Annotated in this window: 19 protein-coding genes; 13 read left to right on the top strand and 6 right to left on the bottom strand. The window is 60.5% G+C overall.

What is annotated here, in order from left to right:
- Positions 1-130 precede the first annotated feature (130 nt).
- The 6 genes from VGY55_21700 (at position 131) to VGY55_21675 (ending at position 6239) form a co-directional block, all read left to right on the top strand.
- Positions 131-1639: a nicotinate phosphoribosyltransferase gene (locus tag VGY55_21700; GenBank protein ID HEV2972597.1), complete on the top strand. Its 1509-nt coding sequence runs from the start codon at positions 131-133 to the stop codon at positions 1637-1639.
- Positions 1636-2238 (top strand): bifunctional nicotinamidase/pyrazinamidase, encoded by a 603-nt coding sequence (gene pncA, locus VGY55_21695; protein HEV2972596.1) that lies wholly within the window; start codon positions 1636-1638, stop codon positions 2236-2238. Before VGY55_21700 ends, pncA begins: the two co-directional genes overlap by 4 nt.
- A 155-nt stretch (positions 2239-2393) precedes the next feature.
- Positions 2394-3431, top strand: coding sequence for a Gfo/Idh/MocA family oxidoreductase (locus VGY55_21690; protein HEV2972595.1), 1038 nt, complete (start codon positions 2394-2396; stop codon positions 3429-3431).
- Between the two features lie 726 nt (positions 3432-4157).
- Positions 4158-4460: a hypothetical protein gene (locus VGY55_21685; protein ID HEV2972594.1), complete on the top strand. Its 303-nt coding sequence runs from the start codon at positions 4158-4160 to the stop codon at positions 4458-4460.
- A gap of 96 nt (positions 4461-4556) precedes the next feature.
- Positions 4557-5819 carry a hypothetical protein gene (locus VGY55_21680; protein HEV2972593.1) on the top strand — a complete coding sequence of 421 codons (1263 nt, stop codon included), beginning with the start codon at positions 4557-4559 and terminating at the stop codon, positions 5817-5819.
- A 198-nt stretch (positions 5820-6017) separates the two neighbouring features.
- Positions 6018-6239: a hypothetical protein gene (locus VGY55_21675; GenBank protein HEV2972592.1), complete on the top strand. Its 222-nt coding sequence runs from the start codon at positions 6018-6020 to the stop codon at positions 6237-6239.
- Between the two features lie 100 nt (positions 6240-6339).
- Here the strand turns inward: VGY55_21675 and VGY55_21670 are convergent, their stop codons facing one another.
- On the bottom strand, positions 6340-6984 hold the full coding sequence (locus VGY55_21670; GenBank protein HEV2972591.1) for a hypothetical protein: 645 nt from the start codon (positions 6982-6984) through the stop codon (positions 6340-6342).
- Positions 6985-7276: 292 nt separating this feature from the next.
- On the opposite strand from VGY55_21670, the gene VGY55_21665 reads away from it, so the two are divergent.
- Together VGY55_21665 and VGY55_21660 are read left to right on the top strand one after the other, a co-directional pair.
- Complete coding sequence (locus VGY55_21665; GenBank protein ID HEV2972590.1) at positions 7277-7615, top strand: polyhydroxyalkanoic acid system family protein; 339 nt, start codon at positions 7277-7279, stop codon at positions 7613-7615.
- 200 nt (positions 7616-7815) lie between these two features.
- The gene (locus tag VGY55_21660; GenBank protein ID HEV2972589.1) at positions 7816-9198 is read left to right on the top strand and encodes a tetratricopeptide repeat protein; all 1383 of its coding nucleotides are present in this window, start codon (positions 7816-7818) and stop codon (positions 9196-9198) included.
- Between the two features lie 135 nt (positions 9199-9333).
- On the opposite strand, the gene VGY55_21655 is transcribed toward VGY55_21660, so the two are convergent.
- A complete protein-coding gene (locus tag VGY55_21655) occupies positions 9334-10536 on the bottom strand; it encodes an STN domain-containing protein (GenBank protein HEV2972588.1) in 1203 nt (400 codons plus the stop codon).
- A gap of 94 nt (positions 10537-10630) precedes the next feature.
- On the opposite strand from VGY55_21655, the gene VGY55_21650 reads away from it, so the two are divergent.
- From VGY55_21650 to VGY55_21630, 5 genes are all read left to right on the top strand, one after another.
- The gene (locus VGY55_21650; protein HEV2972587.1) at positions 10631-11296 is read left to right on the top strand and encodes a tetratricopeptide repeat protein; all 666 of its coding nucleotides are present in this window, start codon (positions 10631-10633) and stop codon (positions 11294-11296) included.
- 104 nt (positions 11297-11400) lie between these two features.
- Positions 11401-12198, top strand: a complete 798-nt coding sequence (locus VGY55_21645) for a hypothetical protein (protein ID HEV2972586.1) — start codon at positions 11401-11403, stop codon at positions 12196-12198.
- 331 nt (positions 12199-12529) lie between these two features.
- Positions 12530-13072, top strand: a complete 543-nt coding sequence (hslV, locus tag VGY55_21640; protein HEV2972585.1) for an ATP-dependent protease subunit HslV — start codon at positions 12530-12532, stop codon at positions 13070-13072.
- A complete protein-coding gene (gene hslU / locus VGY55_21635; GenBank protein HEV2972584.1) occupies positions 13060-14394 on the top strand; it encodes an ATP-dependent protease ATPase subunit HslU in 1335 nt (444 codons plus the stop codon). The genes hslV and hslU overlap by 13 nt, the downstream gene beginning before the upstream one ends.
- A 190-nt stretch (positions 14395-14584) precedes the next feature.
- Entirely contained in the window at positions 14585-15058 is a 474-nt protein-coding gene (locus VGY55_21630) for a bifunctional nuclease family protein (protein ID HEV2972583.1), read from the top strand.
- A 66-nt stretch (positions 15059-15124) separates the two neighbouring features.
- Here VGY55_21630 and VGY55_21625 read toward each other — a convergent pair whose 3' ends face one another.
- The 4 genes from VGY55_21625 to VGY55_21610 all read right to left on the bottom strand — a co-directional run.
- Positions 15125-15520, bottom strand: a complete 396-nt coding sequence (locus VGY55_21625) for a helix-turn-helix transcriptional regulator (GenBank protein ID HEV2972582.1) — start codon at positions 15518-15520, stop codon at positions 15125-15127.
- Positions 15517-15915: a type II toxin-antitoxin system VapC family toxin gene (locus VGY55_21620; GenBank protein ID HEV2972581.1), complete on the bottom strand. Its 399-nt coding sequence runs from the start codon at positions 15913-15915 to the stop codon at positions 15517-15519. The genes VGY55_21625 and VGY55_21620 overlap by 4 nt, the downstream gene beginning before the upstream one ends.
- Before the next feature lie 2 nt (positions 15916-15917).
- Entirely contained in the window at positions 15918-16163 is a 246-nt protein-coding gene (locus VGY55_21615; GenBank protein ID HEV2972580.1) for a hypothetical protein, read from the bottom strand.
- 36 nt (positions 16164-16199) lie between these two features.
- Positions 16200-17013: PQQ-binding-like beta-propeller repeat protein (locus VGY55_21610; protein ID HEV2972579.1), on the bottom strand; the 814-nt coding region annotated here is incomplete at its 5' end.

The following is a 17013-nucleotide window of genomic DNA, read 5'->3' as shown; positions in this document are numbered from 1 at the left end:
GGCCCGGCCGGTGCTGACGCGACAGGCCGTCGGCGAGAGGCAGCAAGAATTGCGGGCAGCATATGCGGACGACGGCAGGTGACCCTCGCCGACCCTTTATGTTGTCTGGCGAATACTGTCTACTTCGTGCATGAGCACACTCGGCACGCTCTACCGCTGTTCTCTGGGTCTCCTGACCGACCTCTACGAGCTGACGATGGCTTATGGCTATTGGAAGATCGGCAATCACGATCGGGAGGCGGTGTTTCAACTCGTCTTTCGAAAGAACCCGTTCGGAGGCGGCTTCACTGTGGCGGCTGGACTTGCCACGGTCATCGAGTTTCTCGAGCGGATGCGGTTCGACGCCGACGACTTGATCTACCTCGCCGGCCTCCGCGGAAACGACGACCGGCCGCTCTTCGAGCCGGCATTTCTTGAATACCTCGGCCAATTTCATTTGGCGTGCGACGTTCACGCCGTTCCCGAGGGAACGGTCGTCTTTCCGCATGAGCCGCTGGTGCGCGTTCAAGGCCCGCTCATCCAGGCCCAACTGCTCGAAACGGCGCTTTTGAACATTATCAACTTCCAATCGCTCGTTGCGACCAAGGCGGCGCGGGTCGTGCTCGCGGCGCGGGGCGAGCCGGTGCTCGAGTTCGGGCTGCGGCGGGCTCAGGGGATCGACGGCGGGTTGGCGGCGAGCCGGGCCGCGTATCTCGGCGGCTGCGACGCCACGTCAAATGTCTTGGCCGGCCGACTCTACGGCATTCCGGTCAAAGGAACGCACGCCCATAGTTGGGTCATGTCGTTCGACAACGAAGTCGAGGCCTTCCGCGCCTATGCCCGGACGATGCCGAACAATTGCGTGTTTCTCGTCGACACCTACAATTCGCTCGAAGGAGTGCGGCACGCGATCGAAGTCGGCCGCGAGCTGCGCCGCCAAGGGCACGAGATGATCGGCATTCGGCTCGACTCAGGAGACTTCGCCTGGCTGAGCGTCGAAGCGCGGCGAATGCTCGACGACGCGGGCTTTCCGAATGCGTCGATTTTGGCCTCGAATGAACTCGACGAGCAAATCATCGCTAGCCTCAAGGAGCAGGGCGCGGCGATCAATGCCTGGGGCGTCGGCACGCGATTGGTCACGGCCTATGATCAGCCGGCGCTCGGCGGCGTCTACAAGCTCTCCGTCCTGCGAGACCGTCAAGGGCGCTGGCAACACAAAGTGAAGCTCTCCGAGCAGGCCATCAAGGTCTCCACGCCGGGGATTCTCCAAGTCCGGCGTTTTCAGCAATCCAGGCAAGCAATCGGCGACGTAATCTTCGACGAGCTGACGCCGATCCGCGGCGACACGACAATGGTCGATCCGCTCGACCCAACCCGCCGCAAGGTCATGCCTGCCGCAACCGCTATCGTAGGTCAGGCTTCCCAGCCTGACGCAGCCGACGATCTTCTAGTGCCGATCTTCTCTCGCGGCAAATGCGTGTATCGTGTACCCAGCCTGGAAGATTCAAGGCGGCGATTGGGGGAGCAACTGGCGATGTTCCATGCCGGAGTGAAACGGTTCGTCAACCCGCATCGCTATCCGGTCGGTCTGGAGCTGGGACTGCACGAGTTGAAGACCGAGCTTATTCTCAAGACCCGCGGGCTCGAGGGCAGGCCATGAAAGCCCTCATCGTCGTTGATGTGCAAAACGATTTTTGTCCCGGCGGCGCGCTGCCGGTGCGCGAGGGCGATCTCGTCGTGCCGGTGATCAATCGAATCCTGCCGCGGTTCGATCTCGTCGTGGCCACGCAAGACTGGCATCCAGCCAATCACGGCAGTTTCGCCGCCAATCATCCGGGCCAGCAGCCGGGCGAACAAATCGAACTGGCCGGGTTGCCGCAAATCCTCTGGCCGGTGCATTGCGTGCAAGGCACGCCGGGAGCCGAATTGCATCTAGCCCTCGATCGCACTCGCATCGCCCGAATCTTCCAAAAGGGGACCGACCCGACAATCGACAGCTACAGCGGCTTCTTCGACAACGGCCGGAGAGCTTCGACCGGCCTGGATCGGTATTTGAACGCCCAAGGCGTCCGCAAAGTTTACGTCTGCGGACTGGCGACCGACTATTGCGTGAAGTTCACCGCACTCGACGCCGTCGCGCTTGGCTTCAAGACGCATCTCATCGAAGATGCGACCCGCGGCGTCGATCTTCATCCTGGCGACGTCCAGCGCGCCATGGACAACATGCGCGAGCATGGAATCAACGTGGAACAATCCTGAAAACCCTGTACAAAGGCGCCTAACAAATCCGGCGGGGACTGTCCCCCTTTTGCGCGGGCGCCATCGCCGCGATGGTCGGCGTAGTAAAACGGGGACTGTCCCCTTCTCCCAGCCCGACATGTTAGGCGCTCGAAATCGCTGAAAGGACATCGCAGATGCTGTCTCGCCTCAAATCATGGCCGCTTCCCTCGCTGGTTCTTTTCAATATCTGCGCCATTGCCGTCGCGGCCGATGCTCCTAGCGGCCGGTCGAGCGAATCGCCATTGCTGCGGGCCGGCATCATTGGGCTCGACACATCGCACGCCGTCGAGTTCACCAAGCTCTTGAACGACCCCAAGGCGGCCGAGGACTTGGCGGGAGTGCGCGTGGTGGCCGCGTTTCCAGGCGGCAGCGACATTTCTTCCAGCCGCGATCGCCTGGCGAAGCTCACCGAGCAAGTCAAAGGCATGGGCGTCGAGCTGGTGGATTCGATTCCGGCCTTGCTCGACAAGGTGGACGTGGTCTTGCTCGAAAGCGTTGATGGCCGGCCGCACCTCGAGCAAGCCCGGCCGGTGTTCAAGGCCGGCAAGCCCCTGTTCATCGACAAGCCGCTGGCCGGCTCGCTCGCCGATGCGCTGGCGATCGCCGATCTGGGTGAGAAGACCAAGACGCCGTGGTTCAGCAGCTCCGCGCTGCGATTCGCCCGCGACACCCAGGCCGCGCTAACCGATCCGAAAAAAATCGGCGCGATCACGGGCTGCGACGCCTGGAGTCCTTGCCATCTTGAAGCAACGCATCCGGATCTCTATTGGTATGGCATCCACGGCGTCGAGACGCTTTACACAATCATGGGGACCGGCTGCGAAACAGTTTCCCGAGCGCATACGGATGGGACTGACCTGGCGATCGGCGTTTGGAAGGATGGCCGGATTGGTACATTCCGCGGCATCCGCGACGGCAAGCAAGATTACGGCGCCACAATATTCGGCAAGACGGGCATCGCGACGGCGGGGCATTTCGAGGGCTACCGCCCGCTGGTGGTTGAGATCGTCAGATTCTTCAAGACTCGCCAGCCGCCGGTGCGGGCCGAGGAGACGATCGAGATGATGACGTTCATGGAAGCGGCCGACGAAAGCCGCCGGCAAGGCGGCGAGCCGGTGAAGCTCGCCGACGTGCTGGCAAAGGCCCGCGAGCAAGCGAAGGGGCGGGAATAGTAAGCGCATCAGATGCGAAAATCCGTCGTCACGTCGCTAATGCCTGCCTTATTTCGTCAATGCTAGAATCTTCGTGGCCTTTCCAGCTCATGTTTGGGCGATTGCATCAGCCATTCGCCGCCGCGATCATTCTCGGACTTCTCGACCAAACCGGTTGACAGAACTGAAACAATCTGTAGAACTACTGATCGAGAGGGGAGTAGTTATTACTCTCCGGTGGGATGCGGCGAGATGATTCTCGCGGCATCCAGGTCGTCGGACGACTAACCGAAGGGCAGTCCGGTTCGCCGGAACGCTCGTTGAAGAGTAAGCCGACGTGGTGGGATACCTCAGGGTATTCGGCCACGTCGGCTTTTTTGTTGGTCTTGGGTGGCGCCGCCGTGGACGGCCGCCTGTGGAACCAATGGAACAAGCAGAATCGACTTTCGAGCGTCATTTCCACAATCGGAATGGAATTGCAGTGTTTTTTTCCTGGCTATCATCCTTCAACGCTCTCAGGAAAAGGTTTTACGTACACGTGCGTTATGGGATGATTCGAAACGGATGCTCATCACGCGAAACCCGAAATCTTTCCGAACCGATTGATTGGAGCTTATTCAAATGCGAGTTTTCGGAGTAGCGCTCGTCGTGCCGTACGTTTTTGTCGCGTTCGCGTTGCCAACGAGGTGGGAATACTCGCTTCACGGTGAGAAAGATCGTACGACGCTCATTTTTAGCGAGCCGAAAATGTCGATCGTGTTCCAGGGATTATCGGACGAGAGTTCGTTTGAACGTGGCGCTTTGATGGTTTCCGGCTTGGGATACTACGCGAGCGAGGAACATTCATCCACAGGTTACTTTGAACGGATGCACTATTCCTGGGGCGTGGCCGAGATTCAGATTAATGATCGGGTTGTGCGCATCACCGACTTCGGACGAAAGCTGACGTACAAGGGCAAGACTATCGACATACCCGGAAAATCGCCGCTGAATCTCGTTATCGACGCATCGGGCCGGTTGTCTCGTACCGGCAATGAGGAAAAGCAGTAGGGCGCGATTGGCGGTTAGCCGCCATGGCCGATCCAGTCAGAACGGATTTTTTGGCGGGCAGGTTGAATCCGATAACGACGGCGCGTGGGGATCATCGTGGCTACAATCCTCTACGCTTGGGAGTTGGGTGGCGGGCTGGGGCATATTCTGCGGTCCTTGCCGCTGGCGCAGAAGCTGGCGGCGCGCGGGCATCGGGTGATCGCGACGCTGCGGGAGCTGCGACGGGCGGAGAATGCGTTCGGCGGCGCCGCCGTCCAGTATCTGCCGGCGCCGCATTTGGCTTGGCGGATTCCCGATCCGATCGAGCCGGTGCGGAAGTATGCCGACTTGCTGCACAATGTGGGGTTCGCGCACGCCGAGGATTTGCGAATTCTGACGCGGGCGTGGCAGACGCTATTCGCGTTGGTCCGGCCGGACCTCATTCTCTGCGATCACAGCCCTTCGGCGCTGTTGGCGGCATCGATCGATGAGATTCCGTGCGCTTTGATCGGGACAGGGTTCTGTTGCCCGCCAGCCGGAGCAACGCTGCCGAACCTGCGGTCGTGGCTGAAAGGGAACGCCCCCGTACCCCAGCGCTCTCTCGTCAATGGAGAGGGAACCAAGCACCCTCAAACCGGCCCTCTCCCTAAGGGAGAGCGCGACGAGCGCGTGCTGGCGAATATCAATGAAATCCGTGCTGCCCGGGGCAATGCACGGTGGGTGCGGCTGTCGCAGCTTTATTCGTCGGTCGCGGAAACCTTCCTGACGACATTTGCTGAGCTGGATCATTTTCCGGATCGCGGCGACGCTAAATACTTGGGCGCATGGGAATCCGATCAGGGAAAAGCGTTTGCTTGGCCGAGCGGCAATGGGCCGCGGGTATTCATGTACACGCATCGGTTTCCGGCGCGGGACTGGCTGCTCGAGCATTTGCGGCAGCGCGGGTATTCGACTGTCGCCTACACTCACGATCTCCCGCGCGAGGCCGCCGAGAAGCTGGTAGGTCCGACGCTGCGTCTGGCAAGCGCGCCGCTGGACATCGCGCAGGCCGCGCCCGAGTGCGACGTGGCAATTCTCAACGCCGGGCACAATTCGGCGGCCCAGTTTCTCCTGGCTGGCAAGCCGTTGTTGCTGCTGCCGATTTCGTTGGAGCAAGGTCTGTTGATGCGACGGTTGGTCGAGCAAGGCCTAGCCATCTCGGCTCCGCCCGACCGGCCGGCCGCGATCGAGGCCGCGTTGAATGATCTGCTGAGCAACAGCCGCTACCGCGACGCGGCACGGGTCTTCGCCGCGAAGTACGCGTCCTACAATCCTGAAGCCGCGCAAGACCGCATCGTCGCCCGTATCGAGGAACTTGCACAAGCCGCGGCCAGCACTTGACCAACCCGTCGTCGGTACAGACGCGTCTCCAACGGCCGCGCCGCGAAAAATTGCTTGACAGGGCCGCTAGCAAGCTAAATACTACTACCTTGGAATTCAGCCACGGTTGGGCCAGCGTGTTCTCACTTGGGCCGAGCTGGCGCCGCACGGACGGGGGCCACAAATCGGTCGCGACTAGGCGAATACGAGGAGTTAGTCGTGCCGAATTCTGTCTTGGAAGCCATCAAGCTAGGGCATTGGGATTTCGAGCCGCAGCAGGTGCCGCAGAACGAATATGACGCCACGCGGGCCTTGCCCGGTTCCGACGCGAAGCTGGCCATCATGGCCGAGCGGCTGAAGCAGGGCTTGCCGCTTTGGCACCCAGAAGACGTTCGGAACTTCGACGATCTCGAAAGTGCGGCCGACGAGCGGCGGAATTAGTGAGTGGTTGTCTCTTTGAGTGCGGGCCGGCACTGGCCGGGCCCAGAGGGCGCCCCGCTGGCCAATGTCACACTTCGCGGCAGGTGTCTCGCGCCAGGAACTAGAAAACTGGCAAGAATTTCCGCACACTGTCCATCAGCAGTCGATCGCGGAGCGCCGTGAAATACTGCTCCATCCGCTGGCGTTCTTGCGGCTCGGTATCGTCGAGCCAGGTCTGAATCCGCTTCGTTTGCGCAGCCAGCGAGCTGACCCAATCGTTTGCGACGACCCGGTTTGCTTTCCCAGGCTCCGGATTCGCGATGCTCGATCCGCGCTCGAGCGCCGACAATTGGTCCATAATCCCCAGTCCTTGAATCTGCTCGATTTGCTGAGCGAGGATTGGACCGCGCCGCCCGGCCGGTTCGGCAAAGTAGAAATTCGCCGCGCGGCGAAACCAGCGGCGGGCCAGGAGATCGGCGTTCGCCAAGAGGCGTTGTCGCTGAGCGTCGTCGAGCATGGCCGCGACTTTACTGAAGTCGATTCCTGCCCTCAACTCTCCTTCCACTCGCCGCAAAATGATGAGCTGCAATTCCGCGGGTTGCTCGCGCAGATCGCACTCGATCAGCCAGCGAAACAGCCCGCGGCGATCAGCCGTCTCAGGATCAGGCAGCCGCTGAATGTAGGCCGCCACGGCGACGGCCAATGAGGCCGTTCCCAACAGCGCCAGCAGCAAGCCGATGAAAATCCCGCGGCGTCGGTTCGTCATGGTGTGTCAACGGGATTGCTGGTTGGAACTCTTCGACGCACGGTTCTGATGGTGATTCGGCCGGCCGCGCCACGGAATAGCGCGCCTGACAAGGGATACCCCTACGGCCGCTCGCCGGTTTCCGCTTTCGGCAGCCAAGTATACGATGCCAGCAGGCATTCGGTGAAGTGCTCGGCTCTGACCGCTTTTCTTCCGAAACGGTCGAAGCGATTTGGAACCATTGTGGCAGCGGGATCCTAGTTACGAAGCAACGGACTTGCTAAGCTGGCAGAAGCCCCAAGGAGACAGCGAGATGCCGAGCCTGAAAATGACGATCCCCCACGACCTGGGGCAAGAGGAGGCTGCGGCCCGGCTCAAGGGCTTCTTGGAAAAGGTCAAGCAACGTTATCAGAATCAGGTCAGTGATCTGGAAGAGAAGTGGGCGGACAATAATCTGGATTTCGCTTTCAAAACGTATGGGTTCCACATCAAGGGGCGGATGGCAGTCGAACCGGCCGACGTGAAGTTCGAGGGCCAAATCCCCTTTGCTGCGATGATGTTCAAGGGCAAGATCGAACAAACCATTCGAGATGAGATGAACCGTTTGCTGACTTCGCCTATGCGGAGTCGGGGCCCTGACGCCCCAGGATAGGGATGAGCCGTCGCGCTGTCGCCACGTCTGGCCAACGGCCCCTGCTTGCCGGTTTTTCCGATCGTAGCGGGCCGATTTTTGGCCGCTTCGGCGTCGGCCGCGATGAGACAAGTATCTTCGACGACTATACTTAGTTAGACATGGGCGGATGTTTGACCAATCCGCCGCGGCGGATCGTTTTTAAACGAGGAAGCAAAGCGATGAAAAATCGACATCAGGGGTTTGTGTTTGCGGTGGCGCTGCTGATCGTGATCGGGGTGAGCGCTGGGGTTTGGGGCCAGGCGACGACCGGCCCCGATAAAAAGGAAGCTGACAAGAAGGACTCGGATAATAAGGACGCTGTCAAGAAGGACGTCCCCGCTGGGCGAGCGGCGGCTGCGCCGAGCGATCCGGCGGCGCCGTCCAACGGAAAGGCGAAGCCGAATTCGAAAACCGATCGCAAGGCTGGCGATCCATTCGGCGATGAAGTGCCTGAAAAGGGAAGTCCGGCGACCAAATCGGCCGCCAAGGGAACGGATGATCCCTTCGCGACGACACCCGCCCAAGGAAAGCTCGACGATAAAGCAACATCAAAGGAACCAGTCGATCCGTTTGCGCCAACTCCAAAAAAAGACGACGCGAGGCCTGCCCGGACCGATCCCTTCGGTTCCGATGCGAGCGATTCGAAGACACCGAGCAAGCGCGGAAAAGACAGCGATAATCCGTTTGAAGACAAGGGAGAGCCGTCCAAGTCGCCGGACACGAAGATGCCGGCCGAAACGAAGACGCCCGAAAAATCCACTCGCGCGCCGGCTGATCTTCTTTCGGACACGAAGTCCACCGAACCCGAGCCGACCCCTGGTTCTGCCGAACTCAAGAAAGGCCAGGAGTTGATCGACGCGGGCAAATATGCCGAGGCGATTGATCCGCTGAAGAAAGCAATCAAGCTCGCCCCGACCGAGGCCGGACCGCCGTATACGCTCGGAGTCGCCTACCGGATGCTCAATCGCTACGACGATGCGATCGAAGAATTATCCGATGCGATCAAGCTCGATGCGGAACTCGGCGACGCTTATTTGCGGCGTGGCGTCTGTTGGTATAACAAGGGGGAATTTGCGCTGGCCCAAGCTGATTTCGAAGACGCCGCCGGCGTAAACATCAACGACCCGCGACCGTTGACCTGGAAGGGGATGACCCTGGTCCGTTTGGGACACGTCCGCGAGGCAGCAAACGTCTACTCAGAGGCCCTGCGATACGACAATCACTATGCCCCGGCTCACATCAATCGAGGGCTGGCCTACGTGGCACTTAAGGAATACGAGAAGGCGATCGCCGACTTCGACGAGGCGATCCGATCTACGCCCAAGGATGCCTCGCTGTATTTCAAGCGCGGAGCGGCTCAAGCCGGCGCGGGCGATTGGCCCAGCGCAATCCAATCGTATTCCGAAGCGATTCGCATCAATCCCAAATACGCCGACGCCTATACTAATCGCAGTCTCGCCTACCGCCGAATTGGCGACAGCAATAAGGCCCAGGCCGATGCGGCGAAATCGCAAGAATTGAGGACCGCCGCCGATCGCTCGGGTCAAAGCGCGGCGCGCTGAGTCGCGAATGGTGAAGGCGTAGGGTGCGTCAAGCGCAGCGCAGACGCACTGGAAACCGCCGCCAAATTGACATAAGCCGCGCCGCATGGTGCGTCTGCGCCGAGCCTTGACGCATCCTAAAGCAAGCGCCACGCCTCATTTCTTCTCGGGTCGCACTTCGATCGTATTTCCCTGGCGCTCATAAGTGAGCCCCGCGGGGGCGAGGACTTTCTTCAGCAACTCATCGGCGGTCGCGTGGCTGACGTTCACCGTCACTTCGGTCGCGAGCGACAGGCCGGCGGCTTTGATCGCGTCTTCGTCGATTCGCACGTCGAGGTCCATCTTCTTGCGCAGCGCGTTGATCAGCGTGCCGACTGGTGCGACGACGGTTAGCGTGTAGTCCGTTTGGCCGGGTGTCAGTGTGGTCTGCTTCGCGGGGCGTCCCGACAAGTAACTCTCGACGATATCCAGGTCCTCCGCTCGGCCGCGAACCGTGAGTTTTCCGGCCGCGAGTTCGATCTTCGCGGTGGGGAGCAATTCGGCTAGTTTCTTGGCAATCTCCTTGCCGCGCTGCGCGAGCCCGCCGCGGAGTGGATAGGTATTCTCGATTTCAACGAATGCGGGCATATCGACGAGCCGGACGCGTTGCCCATCCTTTGAAATGCTGAACGTCAAGTCGAACTGCCCGGCGATCAGCGTCAGCCAGTCGACGAAACTTGCGGCGGGCAGATCGGCGGCCGCCCACAGATCGTGCGGGATGCGGTCCATCGCTTGAATCTCGATATGGGATTCGGTTGCAATCGCCGCGAGGAGGTCGCGCGGTGCGGCCAAATCGTCCCAGCGCATCGGCCGGAGCTGCAAAAAGCGGGAGCGTGCCGCCGCGGGGAGCCGCAATGCCTCAGCCTTGCGCAGCGCGGCCAGCGTGCGAAGCTTTTCGGCAGTCGCGGTCGGACCAAGGTAGATCGCTGAGCCGACTTGCGCCGTCCCGAACCGTTTGTTGCTTGCAATCAGCTTGAGCGCCGCCTCCAGCCGGACGTCGTTGAACGATAATTCGATTTTTTGATCGGGATCGACGCGCCGGTCCAAGAGGATTGCCACGTGCTGCGACCGAGAGAGGCTCATCATCGCCCGACGGAACGGATCGCCCTCCCAGATCGCGCCGACTTTTTGATCCAATTGGGCGCGTAGCTTGTCGCCGGTCAGCCAGGCGATTGAGTCGTCGGCCGGCGCAGCTTGGATTGACGTCGGCGCCGTCAGATCAACGGAGGCCGCCAGGCTCATCGCCAGAAAGATCGCCAGCGCCAGGGTGTCCGTCAAAAAAAAGAGGCGAATCTCCGAATTCCGGCGCGAATTGTTCATCGAATCAGTTTAATTCTTTTCCATTCTGATTACACTAAGAGATGTGGGGGAGCGACTGCGGCAGCTTGCCGCGCGACAATATCAGGTCGGCGTTATGAGCAACGATGCAGTCCGTTCCCCCGTGATGAGCGAACTCTACCAGCAATACCTGGTGGATCAGGACATTGCCGCGTTCATCCATCGCGTCACCGGCCGCTATACGGTCGCGACGCTGGCGCGGCTGGCCGCCGTCGGCGAACGATTGGTTCGCCGCGCGTCGGTGCTGGCGCTGGGTTATGCGGCCGATTACGAATCGAACGCCACGCTTGGCCGCGCGCTCAAGGATCCCGACCGCGGCGTGCGGCTTTTGGCCGAGAGCGGCATTCGAGCCCTCTGGTGCCGCGTGGGGGATTCGAGCCAACGGCAGCGGCTGGCCCGATTGATGTCGCTCAATAACGCCCAACAAGCGATTACCGCGCTGCGCGAGGCCACGTCGCTCGCCCACGAGGCCCCGTGGCTGGCCGAGGCCTGGAATCAGCGGGCGATCGCCCATTTTGCCCTGAATCGCTACGAGGAATCGATCCGCGACTGCCGGCAGGCCCTGGAGATCAACCCCTATCATTTCGCCGCTGCCGCCGGCATCGGGCAGTGCTATCTCAAAATGGGGAATCAGCCCGCGGCATTGGAATCCCTTCGCCGTGCGCTGGGTCTAAATCCCGAATTGGAGGGCATTCGAGCGACTGTCCAGCAACTCGAACGGACGCTGAAGCGGAAAAAATAACTCGGCGTTCGAGCCGTCGTTGTTTCCGGCGTTGTCGATTGCGAAAAGCGGCCTTGTCCCATCTCGGCCAGGATGTTAGACATTTCGGCATGGAGGGGCACAGAATGGATTCTGCGATGCCTTCGGTCGCGCCGATTGAACCCGCGGTGCGACGCCTGCGATTGTCGAGAAATCGGGCTTTGGTGAACGACCTGGTCCATTTTTCCCAGCGCGTTCCGCGGTTCGCGGTCGATAAACTTGTGCAATTCGGCGACGTCGCCGCGCTGCGCGACCAGGCAGGGCGGCAAATCTCGTGGTCCGTGTTGTTTCTCAAGGCTTATGCGCTGGCGGCCGCCGATTGCCGGCCGCTCCGGCAGGCACTGCTCGGCTGGCCGTGGGCGCACCTCATCGAAATGCCGCACTCGGTCGGAATGTTGGCGATCAATCGCCGCGATGAAGAGCGCGATGAAGAGCGGCTCTGCTGGGGCCGATTCATTCGGCCCGAGCAGCAATCGCTCGTCGAGCTTCAGCAAGCCCTGCTGCGCTATCGGCGCGAACCGATCGAGAAAGTGTTTCGCCGACAGGTACTGCTGAGCAAGATGCCGACTCTTCTGCGGCGGTTGTTGTGGTGGATCAATTTGAATTTCGTCGTGAAGCACCGCGCGCGGCGGCTCGGCACGTTCGGTATTTCCACGTTAGCCAGCCAAGGAGCGTGGAACCGCTCGCACCCTTCGATCCTCACGACCAGCCTCACGTATGGCCCGCTCGATGAGCGAGGTCAAATGCTGGTGACTCTGATCTGCGACCATCGCGTGCTGGACGGCGCCCTGGCGGCCCATGCCATCGGGCAACTCGAAGCCGCATTCCGCGGACCGATCTCGCGAGAGTTGGCGGCGCTGACCACCGGCCGAGCCGCGGCATGACGCGGAAGCCGGCGTCGGAGCGAAGACCGTCGCGGCCGATTCCGACGCTGGCGGCGTCGGCAACGCTCCGCTCGCCACTCGCCACTCACCGCCGAGACTGGTACACTTGAGCGCTCGATTTCGTCGAGTGTAGTAGGCACACTCCGAGTTTGTGATTTTTTGAAACGTGGCGACATAAGTCGTTATTCGGCGTCTCAGTTTTGACGTTCAAATAACAACTTAGGGTGATCGATCGCAAGGTTCTTTCAAAAAATCACACGCTCTCCGTGTGCCGTAACAATACAGCGCGGACGGCACATGGAGTGTGCCTACTACTTTTCACGGTGCGAAGATGAAGATTCGTTCGACGACAATCCTGACCGTCCGGCACAAAGGCCAGGTCGCGATGGGGGGCGATGGTCAGGTGACGCTCGGCAACACGGTAATGAAGGCCGACGCGGTGAAAATCCGCCGCATTGCCGAGAACCGCGTCATCACCGGCTTCGCGGGGGCAAGCGCCGATGCCTTCGCGCTCTTAGAGCGCTTCGAGGCCAAGCTCAAGGATTTCCCCTCGAATGTGCCGCGGGCGGCCACCGAGTTGGCCAAGGAATGGCGGACCGATCGCGTGCTGCGGCGGCTCGAGGCCCTGCTCGCAGTGGTCGACGCGCGGAATACGCTGCTCGTCAGCGGCACCGGCGACGTGATTCAGCCCACTGACGGAATCCTCGGGATCGGCTCGGGGGGGAGCTTCGCGGTCGCCGCGGCTCGTGCGCTGGTCGGCCATTCGACGCTCTCGGCCGCCGAGATCGTTCGTCATTCGCTCGAAATTGCCGCCGGGATCGACATCTACACGAACACCAACATCCTCGTCGAAGAGTTGCCATGCGAGACCTGACCCCGCGCGAAATCGTCACCGAATTGGATCGCCACATCGTCGGCCAGGGTGCGGCGAAACGGGCCGTGGCGATCGCGATCCGCAACCGCTGGCGGCGGCAGCGGTTGCCCGAGGAAATGCGCCCCGAGGTCGCCCCGAAGAACATCCTCATGATCGGCCCGACGGGCGTCGGCAAAACGGAAATCGCCCGCCGGCTGGCGAAGCTCACCGGAGCGCCGTTTATCAAGGTCGAGGCCACCAAGTATACCGAGGTCGGCTACTACGGCCGCGACGTCGAGAGCATGGTCCGCGAGCTGGTCGAGAACGCGATCGGCCTCGTTCGGGAGCGGGAGCGGAAGAGCGTCGAGGAGGAGGCCCGGCGGCGCGTCGAAGACCGCTTGCTCGATCTGCTCGCCCCGCCGCCGATCAGTTACGACGCGGCCGCCGACAGCCCCGAGGCTCCCGATCGGCACGAGCGAACCCGCGAGAAGATGCGCGTGATGCTAGCCGCCGGCGAACTCGACGAGCGCAAGGTCGAGCTGACGATCGAGCAGAAGGCAGTTCCCATGATGTTCACTGGGATGGGAATGGAGCAGGTCGATTTCGATTTGCAGGGAGTGTTCGAAAAGATTCTCCCGAAAAACACTTCGCGGCGCGAGATGAGCGTCGCCGATGCCCGCCGCGTGCTCTTCGAGCAGGAATGCGATGCGCTCATCAATCAGGAAAAGGTGAACGGCGCGGCGATCGAATTGGCCGAGAACGTCGGGATCATCTTTCTCGACGAGATCGACAAGATCGTCGCCGGCGAGACGAAAGGGGTCGATGTCTCGCGGCAGGGCGTGCAGCGTGATCTGCTGCCGATCGTCGAAGGGACGACGATCCAAACCAAGTACGGCTATGTGAAGACCGATCATGTGCTCTTCATCGCCGCCGGGGCATTCCATCGGGCGAAGCCAAGCGAGCTGATGCCCGAGCTGCAAGGGCGGTTCCCGATCCGCGTCGAGCTGACCGATCTGACCAAAGACGATTTCATCCGCATCCTCACCGAACCGCACAACGCCCTGACCAAGCAATATACGGCCCTAATGGAGACCGAAGGCGTCGTACTCAGCTTCACTCCCGACGCGATCGACGCCCTGGCCAACTACGCCTTCAAGGTCAACCAGACGACCCAAAACATCGGCGCCCGGCGGCTCTACACAATCATGGAGCGGCTGCTCGAAGAACTCAGCTTCGAGGCGGCCGACATGAAGCAAGGCGAAATCAACATCAACTCCGTCTACGTCAAAGACAAACTCGACGCGCTGACACAGGATGAGGATTTGAGCAAGTTTATTCTGTAGAGCCGGTAGGTCAGGGGCTTCCGGCCAGGAATGGAGAGGGATCAGAGCCAATGCGATTTGACATTGATCGGGGTGACCGCGTATGCAATGCACTTTCTCGGGATGAGAGCAACTCGCTACATTTCAATTGTCCCGGATCGAGAACCGCCGATCAACAAGAGAGCACCATCTGTGCGAAGCGCATGCTCGCGTGGCCCTCACCTCCTATCGCGAGCCTATTTCCAATTTTTCAGGGCAACGCGCCACACTTGATCGCGCACGTCAGTTTGAAATCGACCTCGTCGTCATTTCAGAAATCAATGACCACCAAGTGGTTTATCTTCAAGAGGTAGACGGAGATCGACGTTTTCCGCTTCTGATTGGCATCTTTGAGGCCACATCGCTCGACAGGATGTTGAAGGAGTATGAGTCGCCGCGCCCGCTGACCCATGACGCCTTTGCCGCAAGTATTCGGTTGCTGGGCGGTGAAGTGCAAGATGTTGTTGTCGATCGTCTTGAGGATCGCATTTACTTTGCCAGCGCACGCATTCGACATCAGGGGCGTCTCCTGCTCCTCGACATTCGGCCGAGTGATGCGCTTGCTTTGGCAGTGCTGAGCGATCGCCCGATCTTCATCGGTGACGGTGTATTGGATCAAATAGATTTCCAGGGCGACAACAAATAGACAAGTGTGTCCGGCGCTGCCGATCTGCGCGAACTCAGCCACAGATTGGCTTTCGCGAAGTCAAACTCATGCGAGTTGGAGTTCGATCACAGTCGCAGTCGATATCCGTTCGCCGCGCGTCGCATTTGCCCCGGAGCGAGTTGACCGTGATCGCGGGACTTGCTTCACCGAGATTCGGCCGCCGGCCGCGGAAAAGGCGCGAAGAAGTTGATCGAGCGAAACGTCGGACGCGGCACGTTCGATTCTGGCAATACGCGGCTGACTGGTCTTGATTCGTTTTGCCAGCTCCTTCTGGGACAAATTGACGCGCTCGCGCTGCTGCCGGACGGCCGACGCGATTTCAAAGCGCGTGTCCGGCAATTGCCGCTCCTCGTCGCTCATGCCGAGAAAATCCGCGGCGTCTCCGAAGCGCCATCCCGCCGCTTCCAAAGCCATGCGCTTTTTCGGGTGCACGATCGTCATGGAGTCAGCCAATCTTCCAGCCGCAATCCCGGGATGTTCTGGAAGTCTGCGGTGTTGTGAGTCACGAGCGTCAGGTTGTGCACTAACGCAACTGACGCGATCATCAAGTCCGCCACGGGAACCCCGATTCCTTGCTGCAGGAGCGCACCCTGCGATTTGCCGAACTGTTCGGCGCATGTCAAATCGAAGTCCAGAACATTCACTTCTTGACGGAGGTCTCGGATAAGTGCAAGCACTCGGGTCGGATCGGCGCGCTTGTACGCGCCGGCGTACAATTCCGCTAGAACAATGGTTGAAATCGCAATTTGGCCGGCGTGCTGAAAGAATCGGTGCGCCAATCCGCCGGGCCGCCGCATGTGCTCGGAGCAGATGTTCGTGTCGAGCAAGTGCGTCATGCTTATTCGAGCGACTCAATCCGGGGCCGACGATCTCTCTTGCGGGCCTGGTGAATCTCTTCCATGATCGCATCCCATTCGGGATCATCCGCCAAGGCACCGGCCGTTCGCAGGATGCCCTCGCCCCAGGGCTTGCTGGCGTGGACGACCTTCACTTGAACCTCGACCGCTTGGCCTTCGGCCACGCCGAGGTCTTCGTCGACTTCAATAGTCTTGCCATGCACGACGCCGTGAACGGTTCTTACCATACGGTTTCCTCCACATTAGCCGCGACAGCCGTCCGCTCATTTCAGCCTATAGCAAAGCAAACTATCCTGCTCGCGCAGATAGAGCTTGCCGCCGGCGATGACGGGGTGGGGCCAGCTTGGGCTTTTAACGTCGGGAATCTGAAATCTGCTGATCAAATTGTAATGCTCGGGCGTGGCTTCGATCAGCGCCATCGTGCCGTCCTGATAGCGGAAATAGAGCTTGCCGTCGGCATAGAGTACCGCAGCCGAGCCGCTGCCCGGTCCGTGATTTTCCTTCCACTTGATCTTGCCGGTCAAGAATTCCAGGCAGATCGGCGCTCCGGCGCCATGGCCGTGCCCGCCATAAAGATAATCGCCGACGAGCACCATTCCGCCGTGATGGTTTTGCAAGTCTTCGTGCTTGAGAAAGTAGACCTCATCGGCTTTGACTACGTCGCCATCCTTGGAGAGCTTCAAGAGCACCGCGCCGGTGCCGTATCCGGTGGAGTCGAATACATAATCGCCGCGAACGATGGGTGTCGGGATGTTCGCCGTGCCGTTGGCGATCTTGTTGTAGCCCCAGAGAAACTTGCCATCGGCGGCGGCCACTCCGATCAAGCCGTGTCCAATGAGTTGCACGTATTGCTTCACGCCCGCGGCGTCGCTGACGACGATCGAGGAATATGCCGCGCCGCCGCCGCCTCCTTTGCCGAAATCGGGGACCGCGCATTTCCAAACTGGCTCGCCGGTGAGCTTATTCAGCGCGACCATCATCGCGTCCTTGCCGCCGGGGGTGCAAACGAGCCAATCGCCATCCACAAGCGGCGATTCGGTGAATCCCCAATGTGGCCGCTTGCCGCCAAAATCCTTC

The organism is Pirellulales bacterium (assembly GCA_035939775.1).
In the GTDB taxonomy this organism is placed as follows: Bacteria; Planctomycetota; Planctomycetia; order Pirellulales; family DATAWG01; genus DASZFO01.
This window is presented reverse-complemented; position numbering and strand designations above follow the sequence as displayed.